This is a genomic window from Sphingomonas sp. 320_CC, from assembly GCF_059691795.1.
In genome coordinates this window covers 196,735-218,762 of sequence record NZ_JCAWAE010000001.1, presented here as the reverse complement: position 1 = coordinate 218,762, position 22,028 = coordinate 196,735, and the positions used below count along the sequence as shown (strand labels likewise).

Genomic DNA, 22,028 nt, shown 5'->3' with positions numbered 1-22,028 from the left:
TTTCACGCAAGCGATCGAGGTGATTGCGCGCGATCTCGCAAGCGTCCTATCAAGCACGCCATGAAGATCATGCTCTCCGCCAGCCTCGCCGTGCTCGCCTTTGCGAGTGCCCCTGCCGCCGCCCGGCAACTCACCATCGACGACGTGACGATGCTCAGCCGCGTCGGTGCGCCGACCGCGTCGCAGGACGGGCATTGGCTCGTCTGGGCGCAGCGCGAGACCGATCTCGCGGCGGACAAGGGACGCTACGATCTCTGGCGGCTCGACTTGAGCAAGCCGGGCGCGACGCCGGTGAAGCTGCTCGCCGATCCGCAGGTCAACGAGAACGACCCGCAGATTGTCGGCAACACCGTGTATTTCACGTCCGACAAGAGCGGCGAGGATGCGGTCTGGTCGGTGCCCGTTACCGGCGGCACACCGCGCAAGCTGACGAGCTTCAAGGGCGGGTTCAGTGGCTTCAAGGTCGCGCCGACGGGCGACAGGCTGCTCGTTTGGGCGGACCGCAAGCCCGGCGCGCCGAGCCTCGAGCCGGCGATGGTGAAGAAAGATCCGAACGCGGGCGCCGGGCGGACGTACGACCAGCTGTTCGTGCGGCATTGGGATACGTGGGCGGACGGCACGCGCTCGCAGCTGTTCGTGTTGCCGCTGACCGCCGCGGGTGCAACCGGGAACGGCGTTCCGCTGGTTGGCGCGCTGGTCGGCGATGCGCCATCCAAGCCGTTCGGCGGTGCCGAGGAAGTTTCTTGGAGCCCAGACGGCCGCACCGTCTACTTCGCGCTGCGCGAAGCCGGCCGGATCGAGTCGCTGTCGACCAACCTCGACATTTTCTCGGTCCCTGCGGACGGCTCGGCGGCACCGGTCAACCTGACCGCGACGAACAAGGCGACCGACAACCTTCCGACGGTATCGCCCGATGGCCGCACGCTCGCCTATTTCGCGATGCGCCGGCCGGGGTTCGAGGCGGATCGCCAGGTGCTGACGCTGCGCGATATCGCCACCGGCAAGACGGTGTCGCTGACCGAGCGCTGGGACCGGTCGGTCGGCTCGATCGCGTGGGCGCCGGACTCGAAGTCGCTCTACGTGACGGCGGACGACACGCAGGAGACGCCGCTGTTCCGTGTCGATGCGACCACCGGCGCGGTCACGCGGCTGACGCAGGAGGGGCATGTCGCCGCGGTTGCGATTACCCCGCGTGGTGCAGTGGTGGCGATCGACAGCCTGACCGCGCCGGACGATTTCTACCGTGTCGCCGGGTCCGGTGCGCCGCAGCAGCTGACGCAGGTCAACGCCGCCAAGCTCGCCGGGATCGACATGCCGACGGTCACGCGGTTCAACTTCAAGGGCGCGAACGCGGACACCGTCTGGGGCTATGCGGTGAAGCCGTACGGTTCCACGGGGAAGGTGCCGATCGCGTACATGGTCCACGGGGGCCCGCAGGGATCGAGCAACAACAGCTGGTCGTATCGCTGGAACCCTGCCGTGTTCGCCGGTGCGGGCTACGGTCTGGTCGCGGTCGATTTCCATGGGTCGACCGGGTACGGACAGGGCTTCACCGACGCGATCAGCAACAACTGGGGCGGCTGGCCGCTGGAGGATCTGAAGAAGGGGCTGGCGGCCGCGACCGACAAGTTCGCGTGGCTCGATGCCGACAACGCGTGTGCGCTCGGTGCGTCGTACGGCGGCTATATGATGAACTGGATCGAGGGGCAGTGGCCCGATCGCTTCAAGTGCATCGTCCAGCATGACGGCGTGTTCGACGCGCGCGCGATGGCGTACGAGACCGAGGAGCTCTGGTTCGACGAATGGGAGCATGGCGGGAAGGCCTATTACGAGGACCCGCAGGCGTTCGAGAAATGGAACCCGGTAAATTATGTGGCGAAGTGGAAGACGCCGATGCTGGTGATCACCGGCGAGAAGGACTTCCGCATTCCGTACACGCAGGGGTTGGCGACGTTCACCGCGTTGCAGCGACGCGGGATCCCGTCGCGGTTGCTGGTCAACCCGGGCGAGAACCACTGGGTGCTGAAGCCGAAGAACTCGCGGCAATGGTATGGGGAAGTGTTGGGCTGGATGGGGAAGTGGACGGCTAAGTAGGGGCTGCCTCTTTCAGCCTCAAAAGCACCACCCCGGCGAAGGCCGGGGCCCAGTTGGAAAGGTCGGAGTAACGGGGGACTATCCGCCGTTACCTCTGTTCCCCAATTGGGCCCCGGCCTTCGCCGGGGTGGTTGCGCGAGGTGACGGTTTCCTCTGGCTTACCTTGTTTCCCCGCGAAGGCGGGGACCCAGACTGGGCTCCCGCCTTCGCGGGAGAACAAGGTTAGAGCGGGCAACGCTCTCCCGGTCAGTGCGCCTTCGGCTTCTTCACCGCATGCAAGCCCAGCGCGATCGCGCCGCCCAGGATCAACCCGACGGTCCCCGAGAAGAACGCATTCATCACCCAATTCACCGCGCCCTTGGCGAACGGCACCGCATGCGAAGCTGCCTCCGCCGTATCGTGGATCCAGTGCGGCAAGGCGGTGAACCCGAACTCCTCAATCCCGTGAACGATGATCTGCCCCCCAACCCAGACCATCGCCGCCGTCCCGATCACCGACAGCGCCGACATCACGATCGGCATGCCCTTCACCAGCCCACGCCCGATCGCCTGCACGACCGCGCTGCTGCGCTGCGCCAGATGCAGCCCGATATCGTCCATCTTCACGATCAGCGCGACCACGCCGTAGACGCCGATCGTGATGACGATCCCGACCAGCGCCAGCACGATCGCCTGCTCCCAGATCGGCTTGGTCGCGACATCGGACAGCGCGATCACCATGATCTCCGCCGACAGGATGAAGTCGGTGCGGATCGCGCCCGAGACCTTCTGTGCCTCAAGCGTCGCTGCGTCGACCGGCTCGGCGACGACCTCCTCGGCATGACCGCCGCCGAACGCCTCGAGGATCTTCTCCGCGCCCTCGAAGCACAGATACGTGCCGCCGATCATCAGCAACGGCGTCAGCAACCACGGCGCGAACGCGCTCAACGCCAGCGCCGCGGGCAGGATGAAGACCAGCTTGTTGCGGAACGATCCTAGCGCGATCTTGCCGATCATCGGCAGTTCGCGCTTGGGCTCGAACCCGACCATGTAGCGCGGTGTAACGGCGGCATCGTCGACCACCACGCCGATCGCCTTGCTGCCCGCCTTGCCGGTGGTCGCGGCGATATCGTCGAGGCTGGCGGCGGCGAGCTTGGTGATCCCGGCAATGTCGTCGAGCAGTGCGACCAATCCTGTCGGCATCGATGGTGTCCTTCGCGTAAGTATCGGCGCTCGGTAACGTGACAGGATTGTCATGCAACGGCTTTCGCACTTGCGGTAGTGCGTGGCGGGCGGAATGGTTGCAGCCGACGCAGCCCAAGCGACAGGACGGATCATGACCCCCTCCCCGAACGACGACTTCATCACGAACCTGCCAAAGGCCGAACTCCACCTCCATATCGAGGGCAGCCTGGAGCCGGAGCTTATGTTCGCGCTCGCCGACCGCAACAAGGTCGCGATCCCGTTCAAGAGCGTCGAGGACGTCCGCGCGGCGTACAGTTTCACCAATCTTCAGACCTTCCTCGACATCTATTACGCGGGCGCCGCCGTGCTCCAGACCGAGGAAGATTTTCGCGATCTCGCAGTCGCCTATTTCGACCGCGTCGCGCAGGACGGCGTGGTGCATGCCGAGATCTTCTTCGACCCCCAGACGCACACGCACCGCGGCATCCCGTTCGACGTCGTCGCGCGCGGTCTGTTCGCGGGGATCGACGAGGCGCAGGCGAAGCACGGCATGTCGGTCGGGCTGATCATGAGCTTCCTGCGCCATCTTGACGAGGAAGACGCGTTCAAGACGTTCGCGCAGGCCGAGCCGTGGCTCGACCAGTTCATCGGCGTCGGGCTCGATTCGTCCGAGGTCGGCCATCCTCCGTCGAAGTTCGCACGCGTGTTCGCGGCGTCGGCGGATGCCGGACTGATGCTGTGCGCGCATGCCGGCGAGGAGGGCCCGCCCGCCTATATCCACGAGGCGCTCGACATCCTCCAGGTGGACAGGATCGACCACGGCAACCGCGCGCTGGAGGACCCGGCACTCGTCGCGCGGCTCGCGCGTGACGCGATGACGCTGACCGTGTGCCCCTTGTCGAACGTGGCGCTCCGCAACGTCGACCGACTGGAGAATCATCCGATCGACCGGATGCTCGACCTCGGCCTGCGCGCGACGATCCATTCGGACGATCCGGCCTATTTCGGCGGCTATATCGGCGAGAATTTCCGCCAGACCGCACGCGCGAAAAACTTGTCGCGCGAGCAGGTCGTGACGCTGGCACGCAACAGCTTCCTCGGGAGCTTTCTCGACGACGACGCGCTGAGCGGCCATCTCGCGACGCTCGACGCCTATGTGAAGGCGCATCCATGATCGGGCGGTTCCTGGCGGTCTTCGAGCCGTTCATCCTGATGCTGCTCGGCACCGTCGTGCTGGCGAGCCTGCTGCCGGCACGCGGCGAGATGGCGACGATCGTCGGTTACGCCGCCGATATCGGCATCGTCCTGCTGTTCTTCCTGCACGGCGCGAAGCTGTCGCGCGATGCGATCTGGGCGGGGCTGCGCAACTGGAAGCTGCATCTGGCGGTGCTGGCCATCACCTTCGTCGCGTTCCCACTCTTCGGGCTCGGGCTGACCGCGTTGCCGTTCGTCACCGGGCCGCTCGCCGCCGGGTTGTTGTTCCTGACGCTGCTCCCCTCGACCGTGCAGTCGTCGATCGCCTTCACCGCGATTGCGCGCGGCAATGTCGCGGCGGCGGTGTGCAGCGCGTCGTTCTCGAACCTGCTCGGCATCCTCGTCACGCCCGCGCTGGTCGCGCTGCTGATGAACACTTCGGGCAGCGGCGGGATCTCGATCGAGAGTATCGAGGCGATCGTGCTACAACTGCTGGTGCCGTTCGTCGCCGGGCATCTGTTGCGGCCTTGGATCGGCGCGTGGGTGACGCGCAACAAGAGCCTGCTGACCGTGGTCGATCGCGGTTCGATTCTGCTGGTCGTCTACAGCGCGTTCGGCGCCGCGGTGGTCGAGGGGCTTTGGACCAAATTGTCGCTCGGCGACCTGATCCTGATCGGGCTGTTGTGCGCCGCGCTGCTCGCCTTCGTGCTTGGGCTGACGTTTGCCGTTGCCCGGCTGATGAAGCTGCCGCGCGAGGATGCGATCGTGCTGCAGTTCTGCGGTTCGAAGAAGAGCCTCGCGTCGGGCGTGCCGATGGCGGGCGTGCTGTTCCCGCCCGCGCAGGTCGGCGTGATCCTGCTGCCCGTCATGCTGTTCCACCAGTTGCAGCTGATCGCCTGCGCGGTGATCGCGCGCCGCTATGCCGAGTCCGCACCGCGCGATATTGCTTCAGATTAATATCGTAACCCGCTGCGGGTATTTGCTTTGTTCCGCCGGGGGCTGCATGATCGAGGCTCGATAGGAGAGTTTCGGGTAGATGAACGCGTCGAGCGATATTGCCGGTTCCACCGATGGCGTGGGGCTGGACCTCAATGCGTGCGACCGCGAGCCGATCCACATTCCCGGTGCGATCCAGCCGCATGGCCTGCTGCTCGTCGCCGATGCGACCAGTCTAGCGGTGGTCGCGGGTGCGGGCGATCTCGAGACTCGCCTGACTCCCGACTGGCTTGGCAGCGACCTGTCGACGCTGTTGGCGCAGGACATCGATGCGACACTCACGGCCAATGACACGGTCGCCGGCGTGGCGCTTGCCGGACTGCCGGTAGCGGGCCTGACCGAGCGGTTCGACGTCACCCTCCACCGCAGCGCGGAGCATGTGCTGGTCGAACTCGAGCCCGTCGAAGCGGAGCCCGTCACCGCGGCCGGCATGCTCGGTCGGCTCAACGCGATGGCGATGACGTTCGAGCGCGCGAGCAATCTCCAGACGTTGTGCGAGCGCGCCGCGACCGCATTCCGGCAGTTGACCGGATGCGACCGCGTCATGGTCTATCGCTTCCTCGACGACGAGGCGGGTCGCGTGATGGCGGAGGACAAGGCGACGGGGCTCGGCACCTTCCTCAATCACCATTTCCCCGCGTCGGACATCCCCAAACAGGCGCGGGCGCTGTACGTGCGCAACCGGACGCGGACGATCCCGACGATCGCCTACGCGCCCGCGGTGCTCCGCCCGGCCGGGTTCGAGACGCTCGACCTGAGCGACGTGGCGCTGCGCAGCGTGTCGCCGATCCATCTGCGCTATCTCGCCAACATGGGCGTGGCGGCGTCGGCGTCAATCTCGATCGTCAAGGACGGGCTGCTCTGGGGCCTGATCGCCTGCCATCACGGCTCGCCGAAGGGCCTCACCCCCGACATCCGTGCGGCGTCGGCGACTCTGGCGGGCGGGCTCGCGCGCCAGATCCGCGCAAAGGAAGAGGCGGAGACGTACCGCGAACGGCTGCGGCTGCGCGCGGCGGAGGATGCGGTCATCCCCAAGCTCGCGACCGAGCCGGCCCCGCGCAGCATCGTCGCTGCGTTGCGCGACGATCTCCGGCGGATGCTCGACGGCGACGGCTTCGCCTATGTCGAGGGCACGATCGTCGATACCGACGGGCCTTGTCCCGGCAAGGACGACATTCTCGATCTCGCCGCATGGGCTCGCACGAGGGGCGTGATCGAGCCGTTCACGACGCATGAACTGTCGGCACTGTTGCCCCGCGCCGAAGCTTACCGTGCGCAGGCGAGCGGCCTGCTCGCGCTGCCGCTGGTCGACGAGGGGGCGGTGCTGTTGTGGTTTCGTGCCGAGCAGATCGAAGAGGTCGAATGGGCCGGCAATCCGCACAAGGCGGTGTCGGTCGATCCCAATGCGGTGCTGACGCCGCGCACGTCGTTCGAATCCTGGACGCAGGCGGTCAGCGGTCGATCGCGGCGCTGGACCCGGGAAGAGATCGAGGCCGCGCACCGACTGCGCCGCGCGTTCCATGACGCGCATATCAACCAGCGCCTGCGCCTGCTCAACGCCGACCTGCAACGGACGCTCGCCGACAAGGACGCACTGATCGCGCAGAAGGACGTCCTGATGAAGGAGGTCAATCACCGCGTGCAGAACAGCCTGCAACTGGTCGCGGCGTTCCTGTCCTTGCAGGCGAAGTCGTCCGACGACGCGAAGGTGAAGGAGCATCTTGCCGAGGCGCAGGCAAGGCTCGCCGCGGTCGCGCTGGTGCATCGCCGCCTGTACCGCGACGATCAGGTCGAGTCGGTCGACCTGTCGCGCTATATCGAGGAACTCGCGGGCGACATGCAGACCTCGCTCGGCGAGGAGTGGGCGGCACAGATGACGCTCGATCTCGCCCCCGTGCTCGTCGCCACCGATCGCGCGGTGAACATCGGGCTGGTGCTGACCGAACTCGTCATCAACGCGAGCAAATACGCCTATCGCGGCGATGCCGGCCCGATCCACATCATCCTCGAACAGCATCGCAACCGACTGCGGCTGATCGTCGCGGACCAGGGCGTCGGCAAGTCGGGGACGCGGATCGGCTTCGGCAGCCGGATGATGAACGCCATCGTCGCCGGGCTGTCGGGCACGATCGAGCAGGACGACAACATGCCCGGCTTGCGCGTGATCCTGACAGCGCCGGTAGACGACGTCCGCTGATCACCAGTTGAAGCGGAGCGATCCGACGACGGTGCGCGAGGCGCCGAAGTAACAGCTGTTGACGAAGAAGCAGCTCGCGATGTGCCGCTTGTCGAACAGGTTGGCGACGTTCGCAGTCAGGCTCAGGCCCTTGAGCGACTCGTCGAACTTGCCGAGATCGTAGCCGAGCACCGCATCGACCAGCACATAGCCCGGCGACTGGAACCGCGTGGTGAGCGTCTGGTTCGCCTCCACGCGGGTCGCGGTGCCGTCGGACTTGCCGACATACCGCACGCCGCCGCCGATATTGAACCCGGACAGCGCGCCGCCGCCGGTACGTGACAGGTCGTAGTTGACGAAGCTCGACGCGCTCCACTTGGATATGCCGAGCGGCTTGGTGCCCGTGACGCCGCTCAGCTGGTCGCCGGTGCCGACGACCGGCGTACCTCGCGTGACTTCGGGGACGGTATAAGTGCCGGCGACCGTGACGGTCAGGCCCGGCGTGATCTCCCCTCGCCCATCGAGTTCGATGCCCCGCACCGCGACCTCGCCGATCTGAATCGAGAAATTCGCGTTGGCGGGATCGGTCGTCGGCACGTTCTGGCGGCGCAGGTCGAACGCGGACAGCGTGAACAGCGCGTTGGTGCCGCGTGGCTGATATTTCAGCCCTGCCTCGTACTGGCGGCCGGTGACCGGCACGAACGATGCGCCGTCGAAGCCGGTGCCGGTCTGCGGCTCGAAGCTTTCCGAATAGCTGACGAACGGCGCGAGGCCGAACTTGGTCTCGTACAGCGCGCCGAGGCGTCCGGTGAACGCGGTCTGGTGGAGCCGCGTCACCCCGCTCGCCGCCCCTGCCGCGGCGTTGCGGTTCACCGTCGTCTGGTCGTACCAGTCGTAGCGGCCGCTCGCGATCAGTTGCAGCCCGCCGATCGCGATCTGGTCCTGCACATAGGCGCCGACCTGGTCGATCTTGCGGAAACTGCGCGTCTGGGTGAGCGGGAAGTTCGGCTGCACGCCGCCATAGACGGGCGCGAACAGGGTCAGGTTCGGGATGCTGGTCGCCGGATTACCCGTGACGCCGGTGTTGAACTGCTGGTCGTTGTTACCCTCGTTGTTCTGCCAGTCGACGCCCGCGAGCAGCGTGTGCTGCAACGGTCCGGTCGCGAACTTGGCGGTCGCGTGGTTGTCGATCGTGATCGTCCGGAACGACTCGTCCGACCCACCGCCGCCGCGCACGATCGTCGAGAAATCGGTGTTGCGATTGGCGCCCGTACCGGTGGTCGCGAACGCGGAGAGGTATATCTGGCGATAATGGAGATCGACGTCGAGGTAGCGCGCGCTGGTCGCCCAGCTCAGCCGGTCGTTGAAGTCGTGGCGGAACAGCAGCGTGGCCGATTTCTGCTTGCGATCGAACGCCTCGTACGCCGGCTCGCTCACGTTGAAGTCGGTCGCGAACTGGCCAAGCGGATTGGCGAGCGCCGAGCCGTAGACCGGCACGCCGCTGTACGACGCAGATTCCGGATCGCGCTGGTAATTGAGGATCAGCGTCACGCTCGTCGCCTCATCGGGCGCAAAGGTCAGCATCGGCCGCGCGTAATAGCGCCGATTGCCGGTCATCGCGACGAACCCGTCCGATCGCTCCGCGCCGGCGATGACGCGGAACAGCCACTTGTGATCCTTGTCGAGCGGCTGGTTCACGTCGATCGCCGACCGCAACAGGTCGAAATTACCGCCCGCCAGCTCGATGCGCCCACCGGACTCCGCATAGGGGACCTTGCTGGTGAGATTGACCAGTCCGCCCGGCGTCGAGTTGCCATAGAGGACCGAGGCCGGGCCCTTGATCACGTCGACGCGCTCGACGAGGTGGAAGTCGATCTGCGGCGTGGAATAGACGCCGCCGAGCAGTCGCATCCCGTCCATATACTGGCCGGGCGCGAAGCCGCGGACGTAGAGCTGGTCGTAGCGCGTGGCGACGTTGCCGCGCTGGTTGGGCGAGACGCCCGCGACATAGCCGAGCGCCTGGTTGATCGACAGCGCGTTGCGGAGCGTCAGTTCCTTCTCGTCGATACTGGTGATAACCTGCGGCGTGCGGATCAGCGGCGTCTCGGTCTTGGTACCCGTGCTGCCGGTCTTGCGGATCCGCTCGCCGTTGACGACGATCTCGTCCTTGCGCGTCTGGATATCATCCTCCGCCATCGCGGGTTCGACCGTGGCAACGACGGTGGGAGCCGGCACATGCTCGGCCGCGAATGCCGGCATCGCGATGCTGCCCAACGCTGTCCCCAACAGCATCCCGACCATGAAACGTCCCCGCATAAGCGATACCCACTTTGATATTGATAATGACTCGCAAAGCCCGCTAAAGGCGGTTTGGAAGCGCGGCAAGGAAAAATGACAAAATGTTCATGCACGGCCGGATCCTGAAAGCCGGCCCTTTTCCCTCGGGCCGAAGAGTGCGCCCGTTCGTCTGGAGCATGGCGTTCCGAAGCCTTACGGCACTGGTCGGCGGCTATGCCGCGGCGGCCGTGCTGGCGACGTTGATTGCGCGCCTGCTGCCCATCGCGCGCGTCGAAGCGACGAGCTGGGGTATGATCCTGTCGTTCCCGATCTATGCCGGCATCGCCTTGTGGTGCTTCCACGAACATCGGCTTTCGCGAGTAGCGGCCGCAGTGTGGGGCGTCGCGATCTCCGGCGGCGGCCTGCTCTGGTTGCTCGGCGTTCGTCCATGACCTCGGCGGTCGGAACTACGCTGCGCCAGAGCATGGCGTGGATCCACGGCTGGCTAGGGTTGCTGGCGGGATGGATCCTGTTCGCGATGTTCCTGACCGGCACCGCGAGCTATTTCCGGCCCGAGATCACGCAGTGGATGCAGCCGGAATTCCACGCGACGCCTGTGTCGACCGCACACGCCGCGCAGACTGCGGTAACGCACCTGCAACGCGTCGGCGCAGACGACCTGCAATGGTATATCTACCTTCCCGATGCGCGGACTGCGGTCACGCGGATCTTCGAACAGCGCAAGCCGGACCCGAAGGCTGCCAAGCGCCGTGCACCCGAGATCGTGCTCGATCCCGCGACTGGCGACGACGTGCACGCCCGCGAGACACGCGGCGGGGAGCATTTCTATCGCTTCCATTTCCAGCTGCAATTGCCGCATCCCTGGGGACGCTGGCTGGCCGGGCTGTGCGCGATGTTCATGCTCGGCGCGATCGTGTCGGGCGTGATCACGCACAAGCGCATCTTCGCGGACTTCTTCACGCTGCGCTGGAACAAGGGGCAGCGTAGCTGGCTCGACGCGCACAACGTCTCGGCGGTCCTCGCGCTGCCGTACCACGCGATGATCACCTATACCGGGCTGATCACGCTGGTGGCGATGTACATGCCGTGGCCGGTCGTCGCGAACTACGCAATGCCTGCCGATTTCGCGCAAGCCGCGTTCGGCACGCCGACCGAGCGCGAGGCAACGGGTACGCCGGCTCCGCTGGTCGCGATCGGCCCGCTGGTCGCCGATGCGGAGCGGCGCTTCGGTGCGCCCGTGGCGACGGTCGTGGTGCGCAACCCTAACGATGCCGCGAGCACCGTCACGCTGTACCGTCATTCGAGCGCGTCGCTCAACGGACGCGGGCCGTCGGTCACCTATGCGGGCAGCGACGGACGGTTCCTGGAGGGCGCCGCCGATGTTGGGCCCGCGCTCGCCACTGCGGGCGTGATGCTCGGGCTGCACGTCGCGCAGTTCGCGGGCCCGGCGTTGCGCTGGGCGTATTTCGTGCTGGGGCTGACCGGCGCGGCGATGGTCGGAACCGGGCTGCTGCTGTGGACCGCCAAGCGTCGCAAGCCGGGTGCGACGCCGTTCTTCGGACTGAAGCTGGTCGAGCGGCTGAACATCGGCGTCATCGCCGGCCTGCCGATCGGGATGGCCGCCTATCTGCTCGCCAACCGCCTGATCCCGGCCGACGCCGCGAACCGCGCCGACGCCGAAGTCGCGACGATGTTCTGGCTATGGGGCGGCGTTGCGGTCCTCCAGTTGCTACGGCCGGCGCGCCGCGCGTGGACCGAGGGGTTCGCGATCGGCGCGCTCGCGTTCGCGGCGATCCCGGTGGCCGATACGCTCACCACATCGCGTGGGCTGCCCGGATCGATGCTGTCCGGCGACACGCTGTTCGCAGCATTCGACGTCGCCATGCTCGCGGTCGCCGCGCTGCTGGCGCTCGGTGCATGGCGCTCGGCCCGGAGCAAGCCCGTCGCAAAAATCCGCAAGACACTCTCGGAGACCGTACATGCTTGAAGCCACGATATTGTGCTTCTTCGGCTGGTTGCTGCTCGCGGCGACCGCGTTCAAGTATCGCCGCGACCTCGGTATCGTTGCCCCCTCCGCGATCCGCTCACTGCGAATTGTCGCGGCGCTCGTGCTCGCGGTGGCGCTGTTCCACTGTGGCGCGCCGCTGACCGGCGAGCGGTTCGTGCGGTTCCTGGGTGCGGCGTCGATCGCTGGAGTCGCGCTGGTGATGCTGCTGTCGTTCAAGCCGGTCGAGACGATGCAGCCGGTCCGTATCGCGCTGAAGGTCGCGCGCGTTCGGCGTTGACATCACAGATCGGAACGGGCGCGATCCGCTGACGTTTCAGGGAGATAGCGTCCCGTCGGCGCATCCTCCCGAGAAGGACATCACCGTGCGCCGAACCAAAATCTTCGCTCGCCTCTGCACGATCGCCCTTGCGGCATCGGCCCTCACCGCCGGATCCGCTACCGCGCAGACGATCGCGCTGACCGGCGTCCGATTGATCGACGGGCGCGGCGGCGCACCGGTGGACGATGCGACGATTGTGATCGCGAATGGACGGATCGTTGCGGCGGGCAAGGTCGCGGTGCCGGCAGGCGCGGAACGGCACGACTATCGAGGGCGGACCGTGATCCCCGGCCTCGTCTCGGACCATAGCCATGTCGGCCAGGTGAGCGGCACCGAGACGGGCGCAAAGAACTATACCCGCGCCAACATCGTCGCGCAGCTCGCCCAGTATCGCCGCTACGGCGTGACGACGGTGACGGCGCTCGGCAATAACGGTCCGGCGTTCGTCGGGATACGCGCAGACGCGCATGCCGGGCGGATCGACGGCGCGGACCTGTTCGGCGTGATGCAGGGGATCGGCGTTCCCAACGGCGCGCCACCGCAGGCGATGCTGAAGGTCGGGCCCGACCAGCTGTTCCGTCCCTCGACGCCCGAGGAAGCGCGCAGGGCGGTCGCGATGATGGCAGCCGAGAAGACCGATCTCGTGAAGCTGTGGCTCGACGATTTCGGCGGCAGCGTACCGGTCAAGATGAGCCCTGCCATCTACCGCGCGGTGATCGCCGAGGCGCACGCGCGCGGGCTGCGGGTGGCGGCGCATATCCACGATCTCGCCGATGCGGAGGCGATCGTCGCGGCGGGTGCGGACATCATCGCGCACGGTATCCGTGATACGCCGGTGCCCCCTGCGTTCGTCGCGACGCTGAAGGCGAAGGGCATCTGGTACATCGCCACGCTGCAACTCGACGAGGCGACGTTCGCCTGGGCCGATCGCGCACCGTGGACGCAGACGCCGTTCGCCCGCGCCGCGCTGTCGCCTGCCCTCGCGCAACAGGTCGACGATCCGGCGTGGCGTGCCAAGATACTGGCCGACCCGAAGACGGCCGATGCGCGGAAATCGCTGGCGATGAACCTGCGTAACCTGAAGACGCTGTACGACGCCGGCGTGAAGATCGGGTTCGGCACGGACAGCGGAGCAAGTGCAGTGCGCGTGCCCGGCATCGCCGAACACCGCGAACTCGCGCTGATGGTCAAGGCGGGACTGACGCCCGCGCAGGCCTTGCGGGTTGCCACGGCTGCGGGTGCGGACCTGCTCGGATTGCGCGATCGCGGCGTGATCGTGGCCGGAACGCGTGCCGATTTGCTGGTCGTCGATGGCGATCCATCCCGCTCGATCGCCGACGTCGACAAGGTCGTGGAAACTTGGGTCGCAGGACGCGCTGCACCGTTCTAATACGATAGAGAGCGACTTCGGCGGTCAAAAACACGTGCGAAAAGCGTTGGTTACGTGAACCTGCGGGAACGGAAACCCGATCACGCGGTTCTAAGCGGCGAGTGGGGGCACTCGAAACAGGATACCATACCGCATGACCAACCGTTCATCGCGCACGCTGATGGCGCTCGCCACCGCGACCTTGATCACGACATCGGGTATCGCCCTGACGAGCGGCGCGATTGCGCAGTCCGCACGGTCGGTCGATGCGCCACCACCGCCGCCGCCCGCACCGACTGCGACCCAGCCGGCAAAGGCTGCGCCCGACATGCAGGCCGTGCTTGACCAGCTCGCCGCGCTCGGTGGCAAGCCGATCGAGACGCTCACGCCAGCCGTCGCGCGGATGCAGCCGTCGGCAGCCGATGGCGCCAAGCAGGTCATGATCAAGCATGGCCTGTCGGCGACGCCCGACGCGACCGTGACGACGCGCGACGTGCCCTATGGCAGCGACGCGAACCAGTTCGCGCGAATCTACAAGCCGGCATCGCTTGCCAACGCCAAGAACCTGCCGGTCGTCGTCTATTATCACGGCGGCGGCTGGGTGATCGCAACGGTCGACACCTACGACGCGGCACCACGTTTGCTCGCCAAACAGCTCGGCGCGATCGTCGTGTCGGTCGAGTATCGCCATGCACCGGAGTTCAAGTTCCCGGCACAGCATGACGATGCCGCGGCGGCGTATCGCTGGACGCTGCAGAATGCGGCGAGCTGGGGTGGCGATCCACGCAAGATCGCGATCGCAGGCGAGAGCGCCGGCGGCAACCTGGCGGTCGCGACGGCAATCTACGCGCGCGACAATCGCCTGACCACACCGCTGCACATCGTGTCGGTCTATCCGATCGCGAACAGCAGCATGACGCTGCCGTCGCGGATGGATTCGGCGAACGCGAAGCCGCTGAACGGCGCGATGCTCAAGTGGTTCGGCTATTATTACCAGACCACTCCTGCCGATGCTCAGGACCCGCGGTTGAACCTCGTGAAGGCAAACCTGCGCGGCCTGCCGCCGACGACGATCATCAACGCGCAGATCGATCCGCTGCGCTCCGATGGCGAGACGTTGGCAGCGGCTATGCGCGCGGCTGGCGACAAGGTCGAGCAGCGCACCTTCCCGGGTGTGACGCACGAATTCTTCGGAATGGGCATGGTCGTCCGCGGTGCGCAGGATGCGAACATGCTGGCGATCGTGCGGCTGAAGGCAGCATTCGCTGCCAAGCCTAAGCGTTGATCGAGATGGGCCGGGGTGAAGCGGATCACCTCGGCCCTTTTGTTGCTGCTCCGCTCAAGCCGGTTGGCCAATTGCGAACATCCGCAAGTTACCCGCACGACTATTGATAAGTACCCGTTATCAACGACTTTCGACTCATCAAGCTCGTTGATGTAGGATAGTTTTATCTACATAACCCGGTTAGTTGATATTTCTCTAATATCGGTATTCCGCCAATATTAGGACAGCTTACTCAGAGAGTTACGTCTTAACTTGAGCATGAAGCACAATTTAATTACAAATCGGCCTGATATTTGATACTCAGTCTATTGGAAGCGGGGCCGATAGATGAACGTTCAAGTCATGGTTGCGGGCGTTATACTCGTTGCCGCCATTGCAGGCGTGGTGCGGTGGCAACAAAAGCTTGCGCGTACCAGACGTTACGGCGCGCGGCGCCATCGGCATCGCAAGCCGATCAAACGCGACAACTGGGCAACGAAACTGCTGCGGGAAAATCCCGCAAGACGCCTGATGGAGCGACGCCATTACCGGTCGCCGGGCAAGACCGACCAGACATTGTAATCTTGCAACCGCGGCCGACAAGGGTCGAAGACTTCTAGCAGCCGTAGAAGACCTTGCCGGCCGATCCGGTATCCTACCGCTCGCGTGTCGCGGCGAAGCGGATCTTAGCGTAGCGCTCGGCAATATAGTTCACTTCCCAGGCGCTCTTGGCGAGGAAGACGGGGTTGCCGTCGCGGTCCTTGGCCATCGCGCCGCGGTTGATCTCGGCGAAGGTCTTGAGTTCGAGCGGATCTTCCGCCGATATCCAGCGGGCGGTCTCGTAAGGGGCAGGTTCGAGGCCGGCAGCCACCTTGTATTCCGCGTCGAGGCGCGAAAGCAGCACTTCGAGCTGCAGCTGGCCCACCACGCCGATAATCCAGTTCGAGCCGATGTCGGGATAGAACACCTGCGTGACCCCCTCCTCGGCCATGTCGTCCAAGGCCTTGCGCAACTGCTTTGTCTTGGTGAAGTCCTTGAGCACGACGCGACGCAGGATTTCGGGCGCGAAGTTCGGCAGGCCGGTGAAGCGGATCGTGGCCTTCTCGCTGAGCGTGTCGCCGACCCGGAGCGTGCCGTGGTTGGGGATGCCGATGATGTCGCCGGGGAACGCCTCGTCCGCCAGCTCACGATTCTGCGCGAAGAACAGGATGGGGGAATGGACCGCGATCGGCTTGCCGTGGCCGGTCGGGGTGAGCTTCATGCCGCGCTTGAACACGCCAGAGCATAGCCGCATGAACGCGATGCGGTCGCGGTGGTTGGGGTCCATGTTCGCCTGCACCTTGAACACGAAGCCGGTGACTTCGGGCTCGTCCGGCGAGACGGGCGCAGGCTCGGCCGGCTGCGCGCGCGGGGGCGGGGCGTAGTCGGCGAGCGCGGCGATCAGTTCGGCGACACCGAAGTCCTTCAGCGCGGACCCGAAATAGACCGGCGTCAAATTGCCCGCACGATAGGCCTCGGGGTCGAAGCTCGAATAGCCGCCCTGGGCGAGTTCGGCCTCGTCGTTCAGGCGGATCATGGCTTCGGGGCTGAGGATCTTGGCGAGGTCGGGATCAACGATGCCGGTGAACGGGATCGCCTTGCCCATGAATTCGCGGCTGTCGCCTTCGGGGCGGCTCAGCGTGTTGGCGTAGAGATCGTAGACGCCCTCGAACTCGCCGCCCATGCCGACCGGCCAGCTCATCGGGCACACGTCGAGCTGGAGCATCTCGGCCACCTCGTCGAGCAACGAGAACGGATCGCGGCCCTCGCGGTCGACCTTGTTGACGAAGGTGATGATCGGCACGTTGCGCAGGCGGCAGACCTCGAACAGTTTCCGCGTCTGCGGCTCGATGCCCTTGGCGGCGTCGATCACCATGACCGCCGAGTCGACTGCGGTCAGCGTGCGATACGTGTCCTCGGAAAAGTCTTCGTGGCCCGGCGTGTCGAGCAGGTTGAAGGTGATGCCCTGGCGCTCGAACGTCATCACCGACGACGTGACCGAGATCCCGCGCTGCTGCTCGATCTTCATCCAGTCCGAGCGCGCGCGACGGGTCTGGCCGCGCGCCTTCACCTCGCCGGCGAGATGGATCGCGCCGCCGAAATAGAGGAGCTTCTCGGTCAGCGTGGTCTTGCCGGCATCGGGATGCGAGATGATCGCGAAGGTGCGGCGGGGGAATTGGGTCATGGCGTGGGTCCGGTGAGCCGAGTCGTCGGACTTGGCTGGGAAAAGAAGGTTAGGCCGGGTTAGGCCAAGATGCAGTCCGCGCGAGGTACGGCGGGATGCAGTGGGAAAACGCGGCGGGCTTGGCGCCGCTCTTGGCAGATGTGAGGCGTGGAGGACAGAGGGGCGTGCGAGCGAGGCTGTGTTGCCGTGCGGCGCGAGCACCTCTTGGTGTCCTATAGGGAACGCTAGGTTTGCCCGAACCGGAACGCTCTCCCCTCCCTGAAAGGGAGGGGTTGGGGGGTGGGTCGGTCAGCTTTGACCGCGACCGTGCCGTGATACGGAAACCGACCCACCCCCCGCCCCTCCCTTTCAGGGAGGGGAGTTCGTCAGTGCTCCTGGACCAGCGTCACGCTCATTTCGATGCGCTTCGTGCCGCCGGCGGGGATCTCGAACACGCCGGGTTTGTCGCGATAATCGCCGGTATAGCCTTCGGGGTCGGCGATACCGTGCCAGGGTTCGACGCAGACATAGGCCGCGCCGGGCTTGGTCCAGATGCCGAGCTTGGGCGTGTCGGGGAAGGCGATCCTCAGCTGCAGGCCGGACTCGGTGCCATAGGAGACGGCGTCGGAGTGGACCGGGTCCCACACCAGCGCATCCTTGGCGAACAGTTCGTCGCGCAAGGCGATGACGCGGTCCTCGACCGGTGAGGGGCGTTCGTCGACCGCGATCTGGCCGTCGGGGCTGATCGCCTTCAGCTTGCCCGGTTCGTCGGCGTCGAACGTGATGCGGTGGTCTGCGCGCGGCTCGCCGTAGGGGAGCGGCCAGGCGAAGGCGGGGTGGAAGCCGAAGCTTGCCGGCATCGCAGCGTCGGTGCGATTGAGGATATGCGCCTCGAGCGTCAGCGTCGCGCCGTCTAACGTGAAGACGATGTCGAGGGCGAACGCGAACGGGTAGGCCTTCCGGGTTTCCTCGCTGTCGGTGAGGCGGAAGGTGGCGGAGGTTTCCGACTGCGCGATCACGTCGAACGTCGAATGACGCGCGAAACCGTGCTTCTGCATCGGGTAGGCCTGGCCGTCGAGGCGGATGACGCCTTCGTTGACGACACCGACGACGGGGAAGAGGATCGGGGCGTGACCGGTCCAGAACGCCGGGTCGGCGTTGGTCATCAGCTCGCGGCCATCGGCGTCGTGGAGATGGGTGAGCTCGGCCCCGTGCGGGTTGATCTGCGCGGTGAGGTGGTCGTTGGCGATCGTGATCAGGTCGGTCATGGGGTTCCTTCCTTCGAGTGTCGTGCCCTCACCCTCGCCGCCTTCGGCGTCTCTCCCTCTCCCCTCGGGGGAGAGGGAAGGGGCCCGCGGCTGCTTAGCCGTGGGAAGGGTGAGGGCACGCTTATGCGCGCAGGCTCGCGCCTTGCTTGGCTGCCGCGGCGACGACCTTGTCGGCAATCGCCTTGATTTCTTCGTCGGTGAAGCTCTTGGCGGTCGGCTGCAGGACGATCTCGACCGCGACCGACTTGTGGCCGTCCTCGACTCCTGCCCCGGTGAACACGTCGAACACGCGGGCCGAGACGATCGCGACCTTGTCGGCGCCCTTGACCGCTCGGACCAGCGTGTCGGTGGCGAGCGCCGCCGGCACGAGGAAGGCGAAGTCGCGGCGGACGGCTTGCAGCGCCGGCGGCGTGTAGGCCGGACGCGCGAAACCGGTGGCGCGCTTTGGCGGGATCGCGTCGAGGTAGACTTCTACCGCGGCAACCGCGCCGTCGAGGTCGAATGCTTTCAGCACCGACGGATGGAGCATGCCGAAGCTTGCCAGAACCGTCTTCGGCCCGAGGCGTAGCGTGCCGGACTGGCCGGGGTGCCATGCATCGCCGGCCTCCCCCATCACTTGCAGGTTATCGACCGGCGCGCCCGAGGCCGCGAGAAGCGCTAAAGCTTCGGCCTTGGCGTCATACGCATCGAAGCTCGCCGCCTTGCCCTCGCGCCAACCGCGCGGGCGGCGGTCGCCGGCGAGGACTACGCCTAGCGTCGCGCGCTCGGCGTCGGCCAGGTAGCGGCGGCCGATCTCGAACAGGCGGACGCTCTGCTGGCCACGCTTGAGGTTGCGGCCGGTTGCTGCGAGCAAACCAGGGAGCAGCGATGGGCGCATGACTTTCAGGTCTTCGCTGATCGGGTTGGCGAGCGTCCACGCGCCGCCGCCGAACGGTGCGGCTTCGGCTTCGGAAAGGAAGCTCCACGTTACCGCCTCGTCGAGCCCTCGGGCGGCCGCCGCGCGCCGCGCCCTACGTTCGAGCTTCTGCTCGGGCGTGGCGGTCGGCTTGGCGACGCCGGGCATGCGGGGGAGCGGCGTCGAGGGGATATTGTCGATGCCCTCGATGCGGACGACTTCCTCGACGAGGTCGGCGGGGCCGTCGACGTCGCGGCGCCACGTCGGGACCGTGACCGGCCATTTGCCCTCGATCGTCGAGAACAACGCGTCGCTGAACGCGTCGGCGGACTGGATCGCGCCGATCGTAAAGCCGAGCGACAACAATGTGTGCGCCTGGCGTTCGGGGGCGACGTGGAGGCCGCCGAGGTCGGCGCTGAGGCGGGGGTCGTAGTGGATTACGCGCGGTTCGAGCGGGGGTTCACCCGAGCGGGTGACGTCGCTGGCCGTGCCGCCGCAGATGTGGAGGACCAGCGCGGTAGCGATCGCGAGGCCGTCTTCGAGGAAAGCCGGATCGACGCCGCGTTCGAAGCGGCTGCGCGCGTCGGAGGTGAGCGTCAGCTTCTGGCCGGTGCGGGCGATGTGGTCGGGATCGAAATACGCGCATTCGATCAGGACGTCGGTGGTGTCCGCCGAGACGCCAGAATGCTCGCCGCCCATGATGCCGCCGATGTCATGCACGGCCGCGGCGTCGGCGATGACGGTCATGGTCGCGTCGAGCGTGTAGGTCTTGCCGTTGAGCGCGACGACCTGCTCGCCGTCCTTTGCCTTGCGCGCGACGAGGCCGCCGGAGAGCTTCGCGCGGTCGTAGACGTGCAGCGGGCGGCCGAGGTCGATCATCAGATAGTTGGTGATGTCGACGAGCGCGGAGATGGGCTTCTGGCCGATCGCGAGCAGGCTGCGGCGCATCCACTCGGGGGAGTCGCCGTTGGTCACGCCGGTGACGGTTTGCGCGAAGAACGCGGGGCAGCCGGCGGTGTCTTTGGTGCGAACGTCCGGAGCTGCGCCCTCACTCGTGAACGCGTCGAACGTCAGCGGCGTAAGCGTGCCGAGGCCGGCGGCGGCGAGGTCGCGCGCGATGCCACGGACGCCCATGCAGTCCTGCCGGTTCGGCGTGATCGCGACGTCGATGACCGGGTCGGTGAGGCCGGCATAATCGGGGTAGGCGGTGCCGATCGGCGCGTCGGCGGGCAGTTCGATGATGCCGTCGTGATCCTCGCCGAGTTCCAGTTCGCGCGTCGAGCACATCATGCCGTTCGATTCGACGCCGCGGATGCTGGCCAGCTTCAACGTCACGTCGAGACCGGGGACGTACGCACCGGGCGCGCCGAACACGCCGACCAGGCCGGCGCGGGCGTTGGGCGCGCCGCAGACGACTTGCAGCGGACCGTTACCGGCATCGACCGACAGGATCTGGAGCTTGTCGGCTTGCGGATGGCGTTCGGCGCTGAGCACCTTGGCGATCTTGAACGCGGCGAGCTTCTCGCCGGGGTTCTCGACGCCTTCGACCTCGAGGCCGATGCGGGTCAGCGCTTCGACGATCTGGTCGAGCGTGGCGGTGGTTTCGAGGTGCTGCTTGAGCCAGCTGAGGGTGAACTTCATGCGCCGACTCCGCCGGACAAGGTGGGGACGTCGAGGCTCGAAAAGCCGTAATGCTTGAGCCAGCGGATATCGCCGTCGAAGAACGGGCGGAGGTCGTCCATGCCGTATTTGAGCATCGCCAGCCGGTCGATGCCGCAGCCGAACGCGAACCCCTGCCATTCGTCGGGGTCGAGCCCGCAGGCTTCGATGACCTTGCGGTGGACCATGCCCGAGCCGAGGATCTCAAGCCAGCCATCGGGCTCGGCGCCGCCGACGACGCGCTTGCCCTTCACCAGTGTGTAGCCGACGTCGATCTCGACCGACGGCTCGGTGAACGGGAAGTAGCTGGGGCGCAGGCGGAGCACGATGTCGTCGCGCTCGAAGAACGCCTTCACGAAGGTTTCGAGCGTCCACTTCAGATGGCCGAGCGTGATGCCCTTGTCGATGACGAGGCCCTCGACCTGGTGGAACATCGGCGTGTGCGTCGCGTCGGAGTCCGACCGGTAGGTGCGGCCGGGGGCGATGATGCGGATCGGCGGTTTCTGGCTCAACATCGTGCGGATCTGGACCGGCGAGGTGTGCGTGCGGAGCAGAGTCCGCTTCGTGCGGGCCGCGTCGTCGGCAAAGCCGTCGCCGTCGGACGACGGGCTTTGCCCGTCGCCGGCCGTTCTCGGTTCCTCGAAATAGAAAGTGTCGTGCATCGCCCGCGCGGGATGCGTCTCGGGGATGTTGAGCGCAGTGAAATTATGCCAGTCGGTCTCGATCTCGGGCCCCGTTGCGACCGCGAAGCCGAGGTCGGCGAAGATTTCGGCGAGTTCGTCCATAACCTGGCTGACCGGGTGGATCGTGCCGGCGGGCGTGGCGTCGGCGGGGAGTGTCATGTCGAGCGTTTCGCTGGCGAGGCGCGCGTCTAGGGCGGCGCGTTCGAGCGTGGCCTTGCGCTCGGCGATGCCGTTGGCCACTGCCTCACGCAGCCCCTGGATCTGCGGGCCCTGCACGAGGCGTTCTTCCGGCGTCATCTTGCCGAGCGTCTTGAGCAGCGCGGTGATCGCGCCCTGCTTGCCGAGCGCCTCGACCCGGCACGCATCGAGCGCATCGAGCTCGGATGCGGCGGCGATCGCCGTCAGCATGTGGTCGCGCATCTGGTTCAGGTCTTGCGT

At 66.3% G+C, this 22,028-nt stretch carries 16 protein-coding genes; 10 read left to right on the top strand and 6 right to left on the bottom strand.

Annotated elements, in window-relative coordinates; translation table 11 throughout:
* The first annotated feature begins 60 nt into the window (after positions 1-60).
* On the top strand, positions 61-2,094 hold the full coding sequence (locus AC59GX_RS01045) for a S9 family peptidase (protein WP_497300624.1): 2,034 nt from the start codon (positions 61-63) through the stop codon (positions 2,092-2,094).
* Between the two features lie 246 nt (positions 2,095-2,340).
* Here the strand turns inward: AC59GX_RS01045 and AC59GX_RS01040 are convergent, their stop codons facing one another.
* Positions 2,341-3,276, bottom strand: coding sequence for a DUF808 domain-containing protein (locus AC59GX_RS01040; protein ID WP_426282710.1), 936 nt, complete (start codon positions 3,274-3,276; stop codon positions 2,341-2,343).
* A gap of 133 nt (positions 3,277-3,409) precedes the next feature.
* Between AC59GX_RS01040 and AC59GX_RS01035 the strand changes: the two genes are divergently transcribed.
* The 3 genes from AC59GX_RS01035 (at position 3,410) to AC59GX_RS01025 (ending at position 7,645) form a co-directional block, all read left to right on the top strand.
* Positions 3,410-4,432, top strand: coding sequence for an adenosine deaminase (locus tag AC59GX_RS01035; RefSeq protein ID WP_426282712.1), 1,023 nt, complete (start codon positions 3,410-3,412; stop codon positions 4,430-4,432).
* A complete protein-coding gene (locus tag AC59GX_RS01030; protein ID WP_107951846.1) occupies positions 4,429-5,409 on the top strand; it encodes a bile acid:sodium symporter family protein in 981 nt (326 codons plus the stop codon). Before AC59GX_RS01035 ends, AC59GX_RS01030 begins: the two co-directional genes overlap by 4 nt.
* Before the next feature lie 79 nt (positions 5,410-5,488).
* Complete coding sequence (locus tag AC59GX_RS01025) at positions 5,489-7,645, top strand: histidine kinase dimerization/phosphoacceptor domain -containing protein (RefSeq protein ID WP_497300621.1); 2,157 nt, start codon at positions 5,489-5,491, stop codon at positions 7,643-7,645.
* Here AC59GX_RS01025 and AC59GX_RS01020 read toward each other — a convergent pair whose 3' ends face one another.
* On the bottom strand, positions 7,646-9,940 hold the full coding sequence (locus AC59GX_RS01020; RefSeq protein WP_426282715.1) for a TonB-dependent siderophore receptor: 2,295 nt from the start codon (positions 9,938-9,940) through the stop codon (positions 7,646-7,648).
* Positions 9,941-10,098: 158 nt separating this feature from the next.
* Between AC59GX_RS01020 and AC59GX_RS01015 the strand changes: the two genes are divergently transcribed.
* The 6 genes from AC59GX_RS01015 to AC59GX_RS00990 all read left to right on the top strand — a co-directional run bounded on the left by AC59GX_RS01015 (position 10,099) and on the right by AC59GX_RS00990 (position 15,464).
* On the top strand, positions 10,099-10,353 hold the full coding sequence (locus AC59GX_RS01015; RefSeq protein WP_426282716.1) for a hypothetical protein: 255 nt from the start codon (positions 10,099-10,101) through the stop codon (positions 10,351-10,353).
* Positions 10,350-11,909 carry a PepSY-associated TM helix domain-containing protein gene (locus AC59GX_RS01010; RefSeq protein WP_426282717.1) on the top strand — a complete coding sequence of 520 codons (1,560 nt, stop codon included), beginning with the start codon at positions 10,350-10,352 and terminating at the stop codon, positions 11,907-11,909. Before AC59GX_RS01015 ends, AC59GX_RS01010 begins: the two co-directional genes overlap by 4 nt.
* Positions 11,902-12,207 (top strand): hypothetical protein, encoded by a 306-nt coding sequence (locus tag AC59GX_RS01005; protein WP_426282718.1) that lies wholly within the window; start codon positions 11,902-11,904, stop codon positions 12,205-12,207. The genes AC59GX_RS01010 and AC59GX_RS01005 overlap by 8 nt, the downstream gene beginning before the upstream one ends.
* Positions 12,208-12,292: 85 nt before the next feature.
* Entirely contained in the window at positions 12,293-13,639 is a 1,347-nt protein-coding gene (locus AC59GX_RS01000) for an amidohydrolase family protein (RefSeq protein WP_426282719.1), read from the top strand.
* A gap of 133 nt (positions 13,640-13,772) precedes the next feature.
* Positions 13,773-14,903 carry an alpha/beta hydrolase gene (locus AC59GX_RS00995; protein ID WP_426282720.1) on the top strand — a complete coding sequence of 377 codons (1,131 nt, stop codon included), beginning with the start codon at positions 13,773-13,775 and terminating at the stop codon, positions 14,901-14,903.
* 327 nt (positions 14,904-15,230) lie between these two features.
* Complete coding sequence (locus AC59GX_RS00990; RefSeq protein WP_136189153.1) at positions 15,231-15,464, top strand: hypothetical protein; 234 nt, start codon at positions 15,231-15,233, stop codon at positions 15,462-15,464.
* Positions 15,465-15,537: 73 nt separating this feature from the next.
* On the opposite strand, the gene AC59GX_RS00985 is transcribed toward AC59GX_RS00990, so the two are convergent.
* The 4 genes from AC59GX_RS00985 to pheS all read right to left on the bottom strand — a co-directional run bounded on the left by AC59GX_RS00985 (position 15,538) and on the right by pheS (position 22,010).
* Positions 15,538-17,106: a peptide chain release factor 3 gene (locus AC59GX_RS00985; RefSeq protein WP_426282721.1), complete on the bottom strand. Its 1,569-nt coding sequence runs from the start codon at positions 17,104-17,106 to the stop codon at positions 15,538-15,540.
* A gap of 365 nt (positions 17,107-17,471) precedes the next feature.
* On the bottom strand, positions 17,472-18,353 hold the full coding sequence (locus AC59GX_RS00980) for an aldose 1-epimerase family protein (protein WP_426282722.1): 882 nt from the start codon (positions 18,351-18,353) through the stop codon (positions 17,472-17,474).
* A gap of 121 nt (positions 18,354-18,474) precedes the next feature.
* Positions 18,475-20,889, bottom strand: a complete 2,415-nt coding sequence (gene pheT, locus AC59GX_RS00975) for a phenylalanine--tRNA ligase subunit beta (RefSeq protein ID WP_426282723.1) — start codon at positions 20,887-20,889, stop codon at positions 18,475-18,477.
* Positions 20,886-22,010: a phenylalanine--tRNA ligase subunit alpha gene (gene pheS, locus AC59GX_RS00970; protein WP_497301302.1), complete on the bottom strand. Its 1,125-nt coding sequence runs from the start codon at positions 22,008-22,010 to the stop codon at positions 20,886-20,888. The genes pheT and pheS overlap by 4 nt, the downstream gene beginning before the upstream one ends.
* Between the last annotated feature and the right edge of the window lie 18 nt (positions 22,011-22,028).